Consider the following 15,300-nt stretch of genomic DNA (forward strand, 5'->3'; position numbering starts at 1 on the left):
TTGAACTTTATGATTAGCCTTTTTCTCTGACCTGTTAACTGTAAACTATTAACTATCAACTAAAAGAAGACTATCAACTTTCAACTATAAACTATAAACTTTCAACCGCCTGCTTGATGTCTTCGAAGAGGTCGTCTACATCTTCCAGACCTATGCTCAGTCGGATGGTCGTGTCCTTAACATCCATTGATCTACGCATGTTCTCAGAGAATGCACCGAAGATGGTGCTTGCCGGGTGGATGGCAAGAGAACGGTTGTCGAAGAGGTTGGTGGCACGATGGATGAGCTTCAGATTGTTGAGGAAGTTGAAGCATGCCTCCTTGCTTTCCAAGTCGATGCAGATCATGGCTCCTGCTGTTTTGCCAAACTGGTGCTGTGCCAACTCGTGATAAGGATTATCTTCCAAACCTACATAGTTCACATATTGAATTTGTGGCAGAGTGCGCAACTTTTTGGCGAGTTCCAGGGCGTTGCTGCTCTGTACACGATAGCGGGCATCGAGCGTTTCGAGTCCGATGGTCTGCATATAGGCTACCTGTGGTGTCATGTAGGCACCGAAGTTGAAGAGCATCTCACCATAGAGGCGCTTGGCGAAGTCGCCATTGTAAGGGGTTCCGTAGTCGATGACCAGACCGCCGAGTGAAGTAGCACCACCGCTTACATACTTGGAACTGGAAACCACCTCGATATCCACGCCCAAGCTCTTTGCTGAAAATTGGGTGAAAGGAATCACGGTAGAATCTACCACCAAAGGCACATTCTTCTCGTGAGCCACTTCTGAAATAGCCTTCAAATCGGCAACCTCCAACTGTGGGTTGGTCAGAATTTCAAGGAATACGCAACAGGTGTCGTCGTCGATAGCCTCACGCACAGCCTCGATATTGGTTAAATCGCGTAGGCGGACCTTTACGCCAAAACGGCGCAGGGTAGCCACGAGCAGCGCATAGGTATTACCGAAGAGATGCTTCGAGGTGACGATGTTCTTGCCTTGTGCCGCTAGCGACATGAGGGTATTGCTGATGGCAGCCATGCCTGAGTTGAACGCAGTGGCGTGAGCGGCATCTGTCAATGCAGCCACACGGCGTTCCAGATTGGTAACCGTAGGGTTTTCTACTCGCGAGTAATCAGGAGCCTTGATTTTGTCTGTAAATGCCTCCGACATGATGGCAGCATTGTCAAACTCGTAGGCGAGGGTGTTATATACTGGCACGCTCAGCGAATCGTAGGCATCGCGGCGCTCATATTCCAAATGAATGGCTTGGGTCTGTTTCTTCATTTTATCCTATATATATAATAATGTGTATTTACTAATCTCTTGCATCAAGCAATCGAAGAGTGTGTTGAACAATCTTTTGGGTTGTTTCTCGCTTCTATCTATTTTGACTGCAAAATTACAAAAAAAACTCTAGTTTTCCTATATAAATGTTAGATATTTTGTTTAAAAAGATATAATATTGGTAGGTTTTCTTTCTTTTCTGGGGATGAAGTAGCAGGAAATTCTATTTTTTGCAGTACCTTTGTACCCATGAAGAAAAAAAAGTTGATTATAATAGCTTTGAGTATGCTGATGGTACTTCCAGTTTACTCCCAGGACAAGCGTTATCATGGCGACGGCATTGATGATGTTCTTCGCTTTGTTCCTACCATTGCCGTCTTTGGATTGAAGGCGTGTGGAGTGGAGGCTGAAAGTACTTGGCAGCGAAGAATCGGTGCCCAGGTACTGGCATTTGGTGTGAATGCTGCCGTGACATATTCACTGAAGCATACTATCCATGAGAAACGTCCAGATGGAACGGACAATCATTCGTTTCCTTCGGGGCATACCTCTGTCGCCTTTTCTGGAGCCACGGTCCTGATGCATGAATACCGCAAGGTGTCGCCTTGGATTGGTGTGGCAGGTTATGCTGTGGCTACTACCGTGGCGGTGGATAGAGTAAGACGAAATCGCCATCACTGGGGTGATGTTGTGGCTGGTGCCGCCATTGGTGTGGCTTCTGCTGAGGCTGGCTATCTGCTGGGTGACTGGATTCTGGGAAAGAAAAAGAAGAAAGCAAAGGAAATGGATGGGGAGTTGGAAAAGGAGAATGGGGTGAACGATAACCTCAGTCTCTCGGTTGCTCCTACAGGCATCGAATTTGCCATCAAACTATAATGCTTTTTGAAAGAGGAAAAAATTGAATCGAACAGATAAAAGATACACATAAAATCATGATGAAAACAACAACCTTGAGCCTCAAGGCTCTTACTTTTAGCGCTGCTCTCTGTGCTTCGCTCGGCTTGTCGCTTTCTGCGAATGCCGAGACCATCGAAGTGCAGAAGCTGAAGCATGCCGGCCCTTATCCTGTGGCTACCCCTTGGATGGCGGATAGCGTAAATGTGAAGGGGGAGAAATTTTCGATGGAGGGTGTGCTTGACTCTCCACTTTCGTTTACTTTATTGAATAATGGAAAAGAGGTGGCTGCATCCCAGCTTCTGGCGGATAGCAAGCAGAATGCAATTCACCTGGCTTCTTTCACCGTATCAAATATCAGCCGTACCAAGGTTACCATCGAGGTGAAGGGTTTGAAGCAATATCGCCTCTTCGTTGATGGAGAGCAGGTGACCGTGAATGGTGGCAAGGCAGAAACTACCTTGATGCCATCTAGTCATACAGTGGTGATCAAGTACCTCACTGAATCATCTGACAAGGATTTCAAGATCAGCATTTCCGCAGCCGATGGCAAGCAGCTCAGCGTAGGAGAATCTGCTGCCAGCACCAAGCGCGCATTCAATATATACGATGTGATCTGCATGCCTAACTATGCAAGTGTTCAGATGTCGCCAAACGGCAAGTTTATGATAGTGCGCAAGACTTGGGTAGATAGACAGGGCAAGAATCATAGCATCAACGAATTGCGAAACAGTCAGACCAACAAGGTGGTAGCTTCTTTCGAAGAGGGCGTAAGATGGATGCCTCGTACCAACAAGATGTACTTTACCCAGAAGGCGAGCGACAGCTCTATTGCCGGCGAAGGCAAGGCAGATGGCGAGCTGCAGCTCATCACCATCAATCCGCTCAATATGGATCGCGAAGTGTTGGCTGCCAATATTCCAGACGGATGGTTCCAGTTTACTCCCGATGAGAAGACGCTTATCTACACTCTTTATACCGAGGGCAGAAAGAAAGATGCGCAGGTGTATGATGTGAAGGAGCCTGATGACCGTCAACCAGGATGGCGAAGCCGTAGCTATCTTGCCAAGTTTGATTTGGCGTCGGGTGTTCTCCAGCCGCTCACTTTCGGCTATCACAACGTCTATCTCAGCGATATTTCTGCAGATTCCCGCTATCTGCTCATCGGCAAGAGTGAAGAACGCCTTACCAAGCGTCCTACCACTCTTAATTCCTACTATCGTCTTAATCTCAATGATATGAGTGTGGAGACTTTGATAGAGAAGGGGGAGTTTCTGAATGGCGCCCAGTTCTCGCCAGATGGTAAGAGCATTCTCGTTACGGGTTCGCCTGAGGCATTCGGTGGTATCGGAAAGAATGTAGAGGAGGGACAGACACCAAGTATGATTGATACCCAGCTCTATCTGATGACTCTTGCGGATAAGAAGGTTCGTCCGCTGACCAAGGATTTCAATCCGAACGTGCAGAGTGTGGATTGGAGTAAGGCAGATGGCAACATCTACTTCACGGCAGAAGATAAGGATTGCATGCATCTCTTCCAGCTCAATCCGAAATCAGGCAAGTTTACATTGTTCAAGACTCCAGAGGAGAACATCAAGAGCTTCTCTGTTGCATCATCTGCTACGGAAATGGCGTTCTCCGGACAGAGCGTATCCAATGCCGACCGACTCTACAAGATGAATCTGAAGGCGCAGAAGTCTCAGCTTGTTGATGATCTCAGTGCCCGTTTGTTGAAGAATATCGAGTTGGGCGAGTGCAAGGCTTGGAATTTCGTGAACTCTCGTGGCGACACGCTTTGCTGCCGTTACTATCTGCCACCTCATTTCGATGCTTCCAAGAAGTATCCGATGGTAGTGAATTACTATGGCGGATGTAGTCCTACTACCCGAATGTTCCAGAGCCGCTATCCTCATCATGTATATGCTGCGATGGGTTATGTGGTGCTGGTAGTGAATCCGAGCGGAGCTACTGGTTTCGGTCAGAAGTTCTCTGCCCGTCATGTGGATACTGCGGGCGAGGGTGTGGCTGAGGATATTATCTCCAGCACCCAGGCTTTCTGCGATGAGCATAGTTTTGTGAACAGAAAGAAGATAGGTTGCATCGGTGCCAGCTATGGTGGTTTCATGACGCAGTATCTTCAGACCAAGACCAATCTCTTTGCTGCTGCCATCTCTCATGCCGGCATCAGCGACCACACCAGCTATTGGGGTGAAGGTTATTGGGGCTACAGTTACAGCGAGGTTTCCATGGCTAACGAGTATCCTTGGACCAACAAGCATCTCTTCGTAGATCAGAGTCCGCTTTATAATGCAGATAAGATTCATACACCATTGCTTTTTGTTCACGGAACTGCCGATAACAATGTGCCTGTGGGCGAGAGTATTCAGCTCTATACGGCATTGAAACTCCTCGGTCGTCCTACGGCGATGGTATTGGTAGATGGTCAGGACCATCACATCATCGATTATGAGAAGCGCCTCAAGTGGCAGGATACCATCTTTGCCTGGTTCGCCAAGTGGCTGCAGGATGATGGCAGCTGGTGGAAGGAAATGTATGGTGAGGAAAAAATGTAGTTGACGCCTGGCTAGCGAAAAGCTGGCTTCAGTCTTTATAAAACAAAAGAGATTATATTCCTGCTTTGTGGGGAATATAATCTCTTTTTGTGTTCTTGCTTGTTGCAAGTATAATCTCTTTTCAATATTCTTATTTCTTGTTACTTAGTGTAATGGCTAAGGAAATGAACGCAAAGGTAATGCCCACGATGCAGACTCCTAGCCAGTTGGCGCGGGTCCATACGTATCCGGCACAGAAAGTACCGAGTGAACCGCCAATGAAATAGGTTGTCATGAAGATGGTATTGGCACGGTTGGATGCCTGTGGAATCTCCTGCAGACAACCGCTCTGGTTGCTGAGCTGCTGACATTGCAGACCTATATCAACCAAAATGATGGCTGCGATGAGTCCTGCATAGGTGTCGCCGAAGAGCAAGGCTATTCCCCAGGCAATGATCTGCATGCCTGCTCCAAGCAGGCTGAATTTATGAATGCCGAACTTAGGAACCAGCTTTCCTACGCCACTTGCCGCCATGGCTCCCATGATTCCGCAAAGTCCGAGCATTCCCACCATGTCGCTTCCTGCCTTGAAAGGAGGTTGGGCAAGATGGAAGGCGAGGCAAGACCATATTGCCATCATGCTGCCGAAACCGAAGGCTGCACGGATGGAGTAGATGCGGATGGAAGGGTGGAGGATGAAGATCTCTGCCACGGTGGTCATCAGTCCTCTGTAGGTACCCACATAGTTGCGCTTCATCTCTGGCATCATCAATAGCATCACGCCCATGCAGGCAATCATGACGAGGGCGGCAATGAAAAACATCTCCCGCCATCCCAGCCATTCGCCGATGTAGCCGCTGATTACTCGCGAGGCAAGAATACCCGTGAGCAGTCCGGAGAGTACAATACCCATATTCCTGCTCTTGTTCTTGGGCTCAGAAAACTGTCCTGCTATCGGGATGAAGAACTGCGGAATCACGGAACAGGCACCAATCAGCAACGAAGCTCCCCAGAGCATCCATACGTTTTGCGCTACAGCCATCACGATGGCCATCACGGCTGCAATGGTCATATTCGCAAGGATGAGCTTCTTGCGTGAGAACATGTCACCCAGAGGAATGAGAAAAAACAGTCCCAGTGCGTAACCTATTTGGGTAATCACGGTAATGAGGTTGGCGCTTTGCTCGGTAATGCCCAGATCATGACGGATCAGTTCGAGAAGCGGCTGATTGTAGTAGCAGTTGGCTACGGTGAGTCCTGCGATGATGGCCATCATCAGGAGAATGCTGCGGGGAATGCCCCGATTTTCTTTTAGCTGTATCATCTTTGTTTGTTTATGATTCTGTTTCTGAGGGCAAAGTTACTAAAAAGTTCTCGGCTAGCAAAGTTTTTGGGCTCGATTTCTTGGAAAAATCATCTCTCTTCTTGAAAAAATCATCTCTCTTCGATGAAAAAGTTGCTCTTTCCGAAGAAAAGTTTCTGCTCTTTTCCTCGCGCGTACCTTATTATATGTATCTACTCTCACTTCGGCAGGGGTGTTGGCGCACACCTTTGTTGCGCTAAAAAACACCGAAAAGTGTTAATTTTGGGCTGTTCCCGAGCATATTGAAAACTTTAACCTTTGTTAGCACTTTGTAATTGGCTGTATATCAATAGTTTGTAATTTTGTTACAAAATACCCCTAAAAAAAAACACAAAAAAAAGTACGCCGTATCAAAAAAATGCTTACCTTTGCATCAGTTTTAATAAACGAATGATTGTTTTACAGATTTAAAAAGCAAAGAAAATGAAGAAATTAGTTTTTATGTTCGTAGCTATCGCAGCTATCTCTTTCGCATCATGTGGTAACAAAACAGCTCAGAACACAGCTTCTGCTGATTCTGACACAGCTCAGGTAGACACAACTGCTGCTGTTGATTCAGCTGCTACTGATTCAGCTGCTACTGATTCAGTTAAGTAATTTAGAATTACTTACGAACGAAAAAATGAGAGAAACAACCGCTGGACTTCGGTCTAGCGGCTTTTTCGTTTTATAGCCCCTGGGGTATAAAAGCAATCAACAATGCGCCCTAAACCAACGGTCACCGGCCGAAGGGAAAGGTAAAGGGCAAAAGCTTAAAAGAAACAAAGAAAAAGATAAATATATGATAGATTCAAGTGCCTTCCAAGGCAAAAAGGCTGCCTATTATACTTTGGGCTGCAAACTCAACTTCTCGGAAACTTCTACTTTTGGCAAGATGCTCGAAGATATGGGTGTCATTACTGCTCAGAAGGGGGAGAAAGCAGACATTTGTCTCATCAATACCTGTTCGGTGACCGAAGTTGCCGACCATAAGTGCCGTCAGGCCATCCATCGCATGGTGCGCCAGAACCCTGGTGCCTTCGTTATCGTTACCGGCTGCTATGCGCAGTTGGAATCGGAGAATGTGAGCAAGATTGAAGGCGTTGACCTGGTGCTTGGAGCCAATGAGAAGGCACACTTGATTCAATATCTCAGCGATGCGTGGGCTAAGAAGTTTGCTGCAGAGAACGGACTATCTGCCAACGGAGAGGATCTGGAGCAGACAGATTCTGCACTTCATCAGCACCACAGCGTGAAGACCAAGGAGATCAAGACTTTCCAGCCTTCATGCTCCCGTGGTAACCGCACCCGCTATTTCCTGAAGGTACAGGATGGCTGCAACTACTATTGCACCTATTGCACCATTCCTTTCGCCCGTGGCAACTCCCGTAACCCAAGCATCGAGTCGCTCGTGGCTCAATGTGAGCAGGCGGCAGCCGAGGGTGGTAAGGAAATCGTGATTACCGGTGTGAACATCGGTGACTTCGGTCAGACCACCCACGAACGATTCCTCGACCTCGTGAAGGCGATGGATCAGGTGGAGGGTATCAAGCGTTATCGTATCTCCAGTCTGGAACCAGACCTTTGCGATGACGATCTCATTGCCTATTGCGCAGAGAGCCGTGCCTTCATGCCTCACTTCCACATCCCATTGCAGAGTGGAAGCGACGAGGTGCTCAAGCTGATGCACCGTCGTTACGACAAGGCGCTCTTCGCCCACAAGGTGAACCTCATCAAGGAAAAGATGCCTGATGCCTTCATCGGTGTAGATGTGATGGTGGGTTGTCGTGGCGAGACCCCAGAGTGCTTTGAGGAATGCTATGAGTTCCTGAAGAGTCTGCCTGTTACGCAGCTCCATGTGTTCCCATATTCCGAGCGTCCTGGAACTGCTGCCTTAAAGATTCCATACGTGGTAGAGGAGAAGGAAAAGAAGTTGCGCTCTAAGCGCCTTTTGGAGTTGAGCGACCAGAAGACTCAGGAGTTCTATGCCCAGTATATCGGTACGGAAGCTGAAGTTCTTTTTGAAAAAGCACCAAGAGGCAAGGCGATGCATGGCTTCACCAGGAACTATGTTCGTGTAGAACTTTCATCAGCCCTTGCCAAGGAGGAATATGACAACCAGCTCATCAAGGTTCGCCTGGGTGATTTCAATCACGACAAGACGGCGTTGAAGGGGGAGATAGTTGATGGTTTATAGTTTATAGTTGATAGTTTATAGCTCAAAGGCTGATTATCAAGTTAAAAGCTAATATTCAAGGCTAACCATAAAGTTCAAAGCTCAAAGTTTAAAGTTCAAAGCTCAAAGTTCAATGTCATTGTACAACGATTTTGGAACATGGATCAGGAAGCAGTTTCCTGATTTCCGCGTTCAGAAGATTTCGATAGACGCTGGGTTCTCCTGTCCGAATAGGGATGGGAGAATATCGAGCGGTGGTTGCACTTATTGCGACAACCGGACGTTCAACCCTAGTTATTGCGACCGGAAGAAGTCGATAACGGAGCAGTTGGAGGAGGGAAAGGCCTTCTTCTGCAGAAAATATCCGGATATGAAGTATCTGGCTTACTTCCAGGCTTACACCAATACCTATGCTAAGGTGGAACTCCTCAGGCAGATGTACGAGGAGGCATTGCAGGTGGAGGATGTGGTGGGAATCGTGATAGGAACCCGCCCTGACTGCATGAGCGATGAACTGCTGGATTATCTGGAGGAGTTGAACCGGCGCACCTTCGTTCTCGTGGAGTATGGTATAGAAAGCGCCAACGATGAGACCTTGAGGCGAATCAATCGCGGTCACGACTTTGCCTGCTGCCGTGATGCTGTGGAGCGAACCCATGCCAGGGGAATCCTGACGGGAGCTCATATCATCATCGGTTTGCCTGGCGAGGACGCAGAAGAGAGCCTCAGGCAGGCTCCCATCATCTCATCCCTCCCTATCGACATCTTGAAGATTCATCAGATGCAGATTATCAGGGGAACCCGGTTGGCACAGGAATATGCAGAGCATCCCTTCCATGTCTATACGGTGGAGGAATACATAGATGTCATCGTAAAGTATATCCGGCTGCTCCGCAAAGACCTGGTGCTGGAGCGATTCGTCAGTCAATCGCCAAAAGATCTGCTTATCGCACCTAAATGGGGACTCAAGAACTACGAGTTTACCAATCTCCTGAATAATAAATTAAAGAGTTTATTATAAAAGTATGGCAAAAGTTGCAATCGTAATATTAAACTGGAACGGGCAGCAGATGCTTGCCAAGTATCTGCCTAATGTCGTGGAGTATTCACGGCAGGATGCCGAGATATGGGTGGCGGACAACAGTTCGTCAGACCAATCCATGCTCCTCTTGGAAACCCAGTTTCCTCATGTCAAGACCATCGTCCTGGAGCAGAACTTCGGTTTTGCCGAGGGCTACAATCGGGCATTGAAGGAGATAGAAGCCGAGTATTATGTGCTTCTGAACAGTGATGTAGAGGTTTCGCATCATTGGCTCACTCCGCTCATTGAGTTCATGGATTCCCATCCGCAGGTGGCAGCTTGCCAGCCTAAGCTCCTGGCGGAATACGACAAGGATAGTTTCGAATATGCCGGGGCTTGTGGTGGATTCCTCGATAAGTATGGTTACCCGTTCTGTCGGGGCCGCATCTTCGATACCGTGGAGCGTGACAATGGACAGTATGATTACCAGCAGGAAGTGCTCTGGGCCACAGGTGCCTGCATGATGATCCGTTCCAAGGATTATTGGGAGGCTGGCGGCTTGGATGGTCGCTTCTTCGCCCACAATGAGGAGATAGATCTCTGTTGGCGATTGCGCCTGATGGGTAGAAAAATCTATTGCATTCCCGAGAGCGAAGTGTATCATGTGGGTGGTGGGACCTTGCCGAAAAGTAATCCGATGAAGACCTTTCTGAATTTCAGAAACAATTTAACGATGCTTTATAAGAATCTGAGTGATAGTGATTTGAAACATGTTATGAGGGTGAGGTGGTTCTTGGATTATCTGGCTGCTTTCGAGATGCTCATCCTGAAACACAACATGGGTGACCTCAAGGCTATTTTCAAGGCCCGCAAGGCTTTCCAGACATGGAAACATGATTTCGATGAAGACCGCAAGAAGATTCAGGCGAATAGAGTAGCGGGCGAAATCCCTCAGGTTTTCGACTGTTCCATCCTTTGGCAGTACTACGCTAAGGGCAAGAAAATCTTCTCGAAGTTGTAAGATTACATAAACAAACTTAAAATAAGAATCTATGATGAAGAAACAAATGATGATGGCGCTGGTATCGCTGATGACCTTATCAGCCCAGGCTCAGGCGAATTTCGAAGTGTCGGTATCCAACCCTTCCAAATCGGCTAAGACCGATGCTCCGGTGGTTATCGACCTCAGTAAGTTAGGATCCATTGGCGCTATTCAGCGTGCCGTGGTTAAGGTGGATGGCAAGGAGATTCCTTCCCAGCTCGACGACACCAATCGCGATTGCACCAACGATGAGCTCTGTTTCCTGGTTGACCTCGGCAAGAAAGAAACCAAGACCTATCAGGTGCAGCTCTATCAGGAGGGCGAACAGGTACAGTATCCGGCCCGTACCTTTGCCGAACTTTGCTTGCCTAGCAAGAACAAGAAGTTGGCAAAGAACAAGCAGGACATCTATCTGCGCAGCATCTCTTTCGACAAGAAGACCAAGGATGTCTATCACTACGTGCATTCTCATGGCGTCTGCTTCGAGAGTGAACTGGTTGCCATGCGTGTCTATTTCGACAATCGCCAGACCATCGACCTCTATGGCAAGATTAACAAGGGACTGGTTGTCTATGATACCCAGTTCTATCCATCCGAAGAACAGCTGCAGGCTGGTTCTGGCGACGACTGCCTTTGGGTAGGCAACACCTACGGATTGGGCGCTCTGCGTGGGTGGGATGGCAAGAATCAGCTGCATCTCAACGATGTGAAGTATCAGGAGCAGCGGGTTATCTCCGAAGGTCCGCTCCGTGCCATCGTCGAAGTGGTGGATAATGGTTGGGTGCCAGCTCCAGGTTTGAAGCCTGTGAATGCCACTATCCGTTACACCATCTATGCCGGTCATCGCGATTTTGATGTAGATGTGTTCTTCAACAAGGATGCTTCCGATTATCAGTTTGCCACAGGTCTTATCAATGTGAAGGGCTCCAGCGAGTTTGCTGATGGCAAGGGATTGCGTGGCTGTTACGGAAGCGACTGGCCAACGGGCAAGGATGACGGCAAGCATAAGCTGGAGACTGTGGGCTTGGGAATCTACGTGCCACAGTCGGCATTGGTTAGCCAGGAACCAGCCAACAAGGATTGCTATACCCAGGTGGTGAAACCTACCGGTAATAAGCTGAGCTATAAGCTTGCTTATACCAGTGCCAACGAAACCTATGGTTTTAAGGGCGAGAAGGAGTGGTATCAGTGGTTGAAGGATTGGAAGAAGCAGATAGAAGAGCCTGTCAAGGTGGCTGTTTCCTGCAGCATCCGATAATAGACTTATTGCAGCATCCGATCATTGAAATATTGCGCAAATAGCCAATAATGAGCAAAAAGAAAGTCTTATTTGCCCATTATTGGCTTTTTTGTTAATGAATTTAGAGTAAAACCCATCTTTTTTCACGGATGAGTTTGATTTTTTAGCAAAAAAACTTGGTAATTTAAATAATTTTTAGTATTTTTGCAGTCGTAACTTGAAGAATGTGAATTATCGTGAAAAAGATATTTGATTATATTGTCATATTAGCAATCATACTGCTTTGTTCGGCTTGCGAGTTTAAGTTCAAGCCGAATGAGGAAGCCGATGCTGTACCTCTCACGGTGCAGCGCTACGACCGCTTGCAGAGCAGATACCTCACTACTGGTGATTTTTCAGCCCTTCAGCAGATGAACACCGATTATCCGATAGAAACCCGTACGCTGATTGAGAAGATGCTGCAGTTGGGCACCATTACTGATGCCAACATCAGCAACCGTTTCCTGATGTTCTATCAGGATTCCACCCTGCAGGCTCTGATAGCCGATGCAGAGGCGGAATACGCCAACATGGATGATATCAACGACCAGCTCAAGAAGGCGTTCGGCCGTTTGCACGATTGGATTCCAGAACTTCCTCAGCCTTATTTCTATGCCCAGATAGGTGCCTTAGACCAGAGCATTGTGGTGGGTGAGCATTCCGTGGGCATCTCGCTCGATAAGTATATGGGCCCGGATTATCCGCTCTACAAGAAGTTCTATACAACCCAGCAGCGCAGCACCATGCAGCGCCAGTATATCGTGCCCGATTGTCTTACCTTCTATCTGCTCAGCAACTATCAGATGAAGAACTTTGATACCCGTGCGCAGTTGGACCGTGACCTTCACATGGGCAAGATTATGTGGGCTGTGAACAAGGCGATGGGCAAGGATGTGTTCGAAACCAAGTATGTGAAGACTATCCAGGCTTTTGTGAAGCGTAATCCGAAGATTACCGTGAAGGAGTTGCTTCAGGATGAAGACTATTCGCCTATCGAGGCGTTGCACAAGGATTAGTCCGTTTCACGTAGTTTAGGAAAGCGCAAGGGCTTCAACGCATTCCATCAGGGATTAAATGATAGAGTAAACAACATAAAGTATTCATAATAATACATGAAAAGATTTTCAGTTTTAATTGCAAGTATCATGATGGTATCAGCAATGCAAGCGGCAGAGAAGCTCGACCTGAAGGCTATTACCTCCGGTGAATTCTCTGCCTCATACGTTACCGGTATCAACCCTATCGAGGGAACCGATCTCTATGCTTCTATCAGCAATGACGGCAAGCAGATTGTAAGTTATTCGTTCAAGACGGGTAAGCAGGTGGCTGTGCTCTTCGACGTTGATGCAGCCAAAGCGCCTATGCAGAATGTAGATGGCTATGTCATCAGTCCTGATGGCAAGAAGATGCTTATCTTTACCAAGCGCAAGGCGGTGTATCGCCGTTCGTTCAAGGCTGAGTATTTCATCTATAACATCGCTTCGAAGACCATCAAGAAACTCTCTGAGGGCGAGAACCAGCAGGTGGCTACCTGGTCGCCAGACTCCCGCCACGTGGCTTTCGTCAAGGACAACAACATCTTCGTTACCGATGGCGAGAAGGAAGTGCAGGTAACCAAGGATGGTAAGTTCAATGAAATTATCAATGGTATTCCTGACTGGGTTTACGAGGAGGAGTTTGCCTTCAACCGTGCCTTTGCATGGAACGCAGATGGAACATCCATCGGATGGATCCGTTTCGACGAGAGCCATGTGAAGACCTATTCGCTCCAGCTCTTCGAGGGTTCAAATCCTACCAGAAAGGAGTTCCACGACTATCCGGGCGAGTATTCCTATAAATATCCTAAGGCAGGACAGGATAATTCCAAGGTGAGCCTCTGGAGCTACGATATGAAGTCGGGCAAGACCATCGCTCTGGATGTGCCTGTAGATGCTGACGGCTATTATCCTCGCATCAAGACTTCTCCTGATGCCAACAGCCTCATCGTCTATACGATGAATCGCCATCAGGACGATATGCGCCTCTATTCCGTAAATCCTTTCACCGGTAAGAGCAAGCAGCTCATCCAGGAAATCGTTCCTAAGTTTGTGAAGGAAGAAGTGGTAGAGAACAGCATCGTGGGCAAGAAGAACATCCTGCTTCCTAGCGACCGCGACGGCTATATGCACCTCTATCTCTACGATATGAACGGTAAACTGATCCGTCAGGTGGAGAAGGGCAACTATGATGTGACTGCCATTTACGGTATGGACGAGAAGACGGGCGACGTTTATTTCCAGGCAGCCATGCTCAATGCGCACGACCGCCAGGTGTATGTGGCTCACAAGAACGGAAAGGTGGAACGACTCACTTCTCAGGAGGGTTCCAACTCGGCTTATTTCTCGGGCGATTACCGCTATTTCGTAAACAACTGGAGCAGCTATAGCCATCCATACGTCTACACCGTCCGCAACAATAAGGGAAAGGTGATCAAAACCTTGGAAGACAATAAGAAGTTGATTGAGAAGACCCAGAAGTACAATTGGGGCAAGCGTGAAACTTTCTCCTTCACCACTTCCGAGGGCGTGAAGCTCGATGGCTGGATGGTGAAGCCTGTAGATTTCGACGCCAGCAAGAAATATCCAGTTATCCTCTTCCAGTATTCGGGTCCTGGCAGCCAGCAGGTGCTCAATGCCTGGAGCACAGGTAGCATGGGTTCCGGTGGAGCCTTCGATTACTATCTGGCACAGGAGGGATTCATCGTGGCTTGCGTGGATGGACGTGGTACAGGCGGACGTGGTGCAGAGTTCGAAAAGTGCACCTATCTTACCCTTGGCAATCTGGAGTCTAAGGATCAGGTGGAGACTGCTCTCTACATGGGTAGCCTTCCATACGTGGATAAGAACAACATCGGAATCTGGGGATGGAGCTATGGCGGTTTCAACACCCTGATGAGTATGAGCGAGGGGCGTCCGGTGTTCTATGCAGGTGTAGCCGTAGCGCCTCCTACCTGCTACCGTTACTACGATTCTGTTTATACCGAACGTTATATGCGCACTCCGAAGGAGAACGAGAAGGGTTATAACGACAATCCTATCGAGCGTGCCGGCAAGCAGCATGGAGCCCTGCTTCTCTGTCATGGTGTGGCAGATGACAATGTGCATCCGCAGAACACCTTTGAGTATGCTGAGGCCTTGGTGCAGGCAGACAAGGATTTCAAGGAGCTTTGGTACACCAATCGCAACCATGGCATCTCTGGCGGCAACACCCGTAATCATCTGCTTCGCCAGATGGCTGACTGGTTCAAGACTCACCTGAATAAATAAGAGTGAGCTTGTGCCATGGGAAATGAATATAAACTATAAAAACTATAGCATGAAAACAAAGAAAGGTTTTAATCTTCGCCAGGTGTGCGGAGAAAACGTGATAGTGGCAGAAGGTGCTGAGAACATCGACTTCAGCAGTATCATCAGCATGAACGAGAGTTCTGCTTATCTCTGGAACAGCATCCAGGGCAAGGAGTTCGACAAGAACAATCTGGTAGAGTTGCTTACCCAGGAATATGATGTTGATGCTGATACGGCAGCCAAGGATGTTGATGCACTCGTGGCGCAGTGGATGAAGGCTGGCATTATCGAGTAAAAGGCTGTTTGTCGGGTAATAGACTTTATCGGATAAAATAGATATTTATAAAAAAATGGGCAATCCTCGTCTTGTAGGATTGCCCGTTTTTTATTTC

Annotated in this window: 12 protein-coding genes; 10 read left to right on the forward strand and 2 right to left on the reverse strand. The window is 47.9% G+C overall.

The genetic code is table 11. The features are described 5' to 3' along the window. Positions 1-91: 91 nt before the first annotated feature. Positions 92-1,276 carry a trans-sulfuration enzyme family protein gene (locus KUA49_RS07270; RefSeq protein WP_218412204.1) on the reverse strand — a complete coding sequence of 395 codons (1,185 nt, stop codon included), beginning with the start codon at positions 1,274-1,276 and terminating at the stop codon, positions 92-94. A 249-nt stretch (positions 1,277-1,525) separates the two neighbouring features. On the opposite strand from KUA49_RS07270, the gene KUA49_RS07275 reads away from it, so the two are divergent. After that, complete coding sequence (locus KUA49_RS07275; protein WP_218412205.1) at positions 1,526-2,152, forward strand: phosphatase PAP2 family protein; 627 nt, start codon at positions 1,526-1,528, stop codon at positions 2,150-2,152. A 56-nt stretch (positions 2,153-2,208) separates the two neighbouring features. Continuing rightward, positions 2,209-4,743 carry a prolyl oligopeptidase family serine peptidase gene (locus KUA49_RS07280; RefSeq protein ID WP_256624791.1) on the forward strand — a complete coding sequence of 845 codons (2,535 nt, stop codon included), beginning with the start codon at positions 2,209-2,211 and terminating at the stop codon, positions 4,741-4,743. 130 nt (positions 4,744-4,873) lie between these two features. Here the strand turns inward: KUA49_RS07280 and KUA49_RS07285 are convergent, their stop codons facing one another. Further along, positions 4,874-6,046, reverse strand: coding sequence for an MFS transporter (locus KUA49_RS07285; protein WP_218412206.1), 1,173 nt, complete (start codon positions 6,044-6,046; stop codon positions 4,874-4,876). Positions 6,047-6,508: 462 nt separating this feature from the next. Between KUA49_RS07285 and KUA49_RS07290 the strand changes: the two genes are divergently transcribed. The 8 genes from KUA49_RS07290 to KUA49_RS07325 all read left to right on the forward strand — a co-directional run bounded on the left by KUA49_RS07290 (position 6,509) and on the right by KUA49_RS07325 (position 15,203). Continuing rightward, positions 6,509-6,682, forward strand: a complete 174-nt coding sequence (locus tag KUA49_RS07290) for a hypothetical protein (protein WP_203041021.1) — start codon at positions 6,509-6,511, stop codon at positions 6,680-6,682. A 184-nt stretch (positions 6,683-6,866) separates the two neighbouring features. Continuing rightward, on the forward strand, positions 6,867-8,261 hold the full coding sequence (mtaB, locus tag KUA49_RS07295; RefSeq protein ID WP_218412207.1) for a tRNA (N(6)-L-threonylcarbamoyladenosine(37)-C(2))-methylthiotransferase MtaB: 1,395 nt from the start codon (positions 6,867-6,869) through the stop codon (positions 8,259-8,261). A 112-nt stretch (positions 8,262-8,373) separates the two neighbouring features. Further along, on the forward strand, positions 8,374-9,261 hold the full coding sequence (locus tag KUA49_RS07300) for a TIGR01212 family radical SAM protein (protein ID WP_218412208.1): 888 nt from the start codon (positions 8,374-8,376) through the stop codon (positions 9,259-9,261). 4 nt (positions 9,262-9,265) lie between these two features. Further along, positions 9,266-10,282 carry a glycosyltransferase family 2 protein gene (locus KUA49_RS07305; RefSeq protein ID WP_218412209.1) on the forward strand — a complete coding sequence of 339 codons (1,017 nt, stop codon included), beginning with the start codon at positions 9,266-9,268 and terminating at the stop codon, positions 10,280-10,282. Between the two features lie 31 nt (positions 10,283-10,313). Next, positions 10,314-11,561, forward strand: a complete 1,248-nt coding sequence (locus KUA49_RS07310; protein WP_218412210.1) for a DUF4861 domain-containing protein — start codon at positions 10,314-10,316, stop codon at positions 11,559-11,561. Between the two features lie 218 nt (positions 11,562-11,779). Beyond that, entirely contained in the window at positions 11,780-12,598 is an 819-nt protein-coding gene (locus KUA49_RS07315; RefSeq protein ID WP_218412211.1) for a gliding motility protein GldB, read from the forward strand. Positions 12,599-12,694: 96 nt separating this feature from the next. Beyond that, a complete protein-coding gene (locus KUA49_RS07320; protein ID WP_218412212.1) occupies positions 12,695-14,887 on the forward strand; it encodes a S9 family peptidase in 2,193 nt (730 codons plus the stop codon). A gap of 49 nt (positions 14,888-14,936) precedes the next feature. Further along, complete coding sequence (locus KUA49_RS07325) at positions 14,937-15,203, forward strand: PqqD family protein (protein ID WP_203041014.1); 267 nt, start codon at positions 14,937-14,939, stop codon at positions 15,201-15,203. The last annotated feature ends 97 nt before the right edge of the window (positions 15,204-15,300 follow it).

This window comes from Segatella copri (assembly GCF_019249655.2).
Taxonomy (GTDB): domain Bacteria; phylum Bacteroidota; class Bacteroidia; order Bacteroidales; family Bacteroidaceae; genus Prevotella.

Coding starts and splice junctions, on each gene's coding strand:
- KUA49_RS07325 (WP_203041014.1), top strand. CDS start 14,937: ATGAAAACAAAGAAAGGTTTTAATCTTCGCCAGGTGTGCGGAGAAAAC.
- KUA49_RS07270 (WP_218412204.1), bottom strand. CDS start 1,276: ATGAAGAAACAGACCCAAGCCATTCATTTGGAATATGAGCGCCGCGAT.
- KUA49_RS07320 (WP_218412212.1), top strand. CDS start 12,695: ATGAAAAGATTTTCAGTTTTAATTGCAAGTATCATGATGGTATCAGCA.
- KUA49_RS07275 (WP_218412205.1), top strand. CDS start 1,526: ATGAAGAAAAAAAAGTTGATTATAATAGCTTTGAGTATGCTGATGGTA.
- KUA49_RS07280 (WP_256624791.1), top strand. CDS start 2,209: ATGATGAAAACAACAACCTTGAGCCTCAAGGCTCTTACTTTTAGCGCT.
- KUA49_RS07305 (WP_218412209.1), top strand. CDS start 9,266: ATGGCAAAAGTTGCAATCGTAATATTAAACTGGAACGGGCAGCAGATG.
- KUA49_RS07310 (WP_218412210.1), top strand. CDS start 10,314: ATGATGAAGAAACAAATGATGATGGCGCTGGTATCGCTGATGACCTTA.
- KUA49_RS07290 (WP_203041021.1), top strand. CDS start 6,509: ATGAAGAAATTAGTTTTTATGTTCGTAGCTATCGCAGCTATCTCTTTC.
- KUA49_RS07285 (WP_218412206.1), bottom strand. CDS start 6,046: ATGATACAGCTAAAAGAAAATCGGGGCATTCCCCGCAGCATTCTCCTG.
- KUA49_RS07300 (WP_218412208.1), top strand. CDS start 8,374: ATGTCATTGTACAACGATTTTGGAACATGGATCAGGAAGCAGTTTCCT.
- mtaB (WP_218412207.1), top strand. CDS start 6,867: ATGATAGATTCAAGTGCCTTCCAAGGCAAAAAGGCTGCCTATTATACT.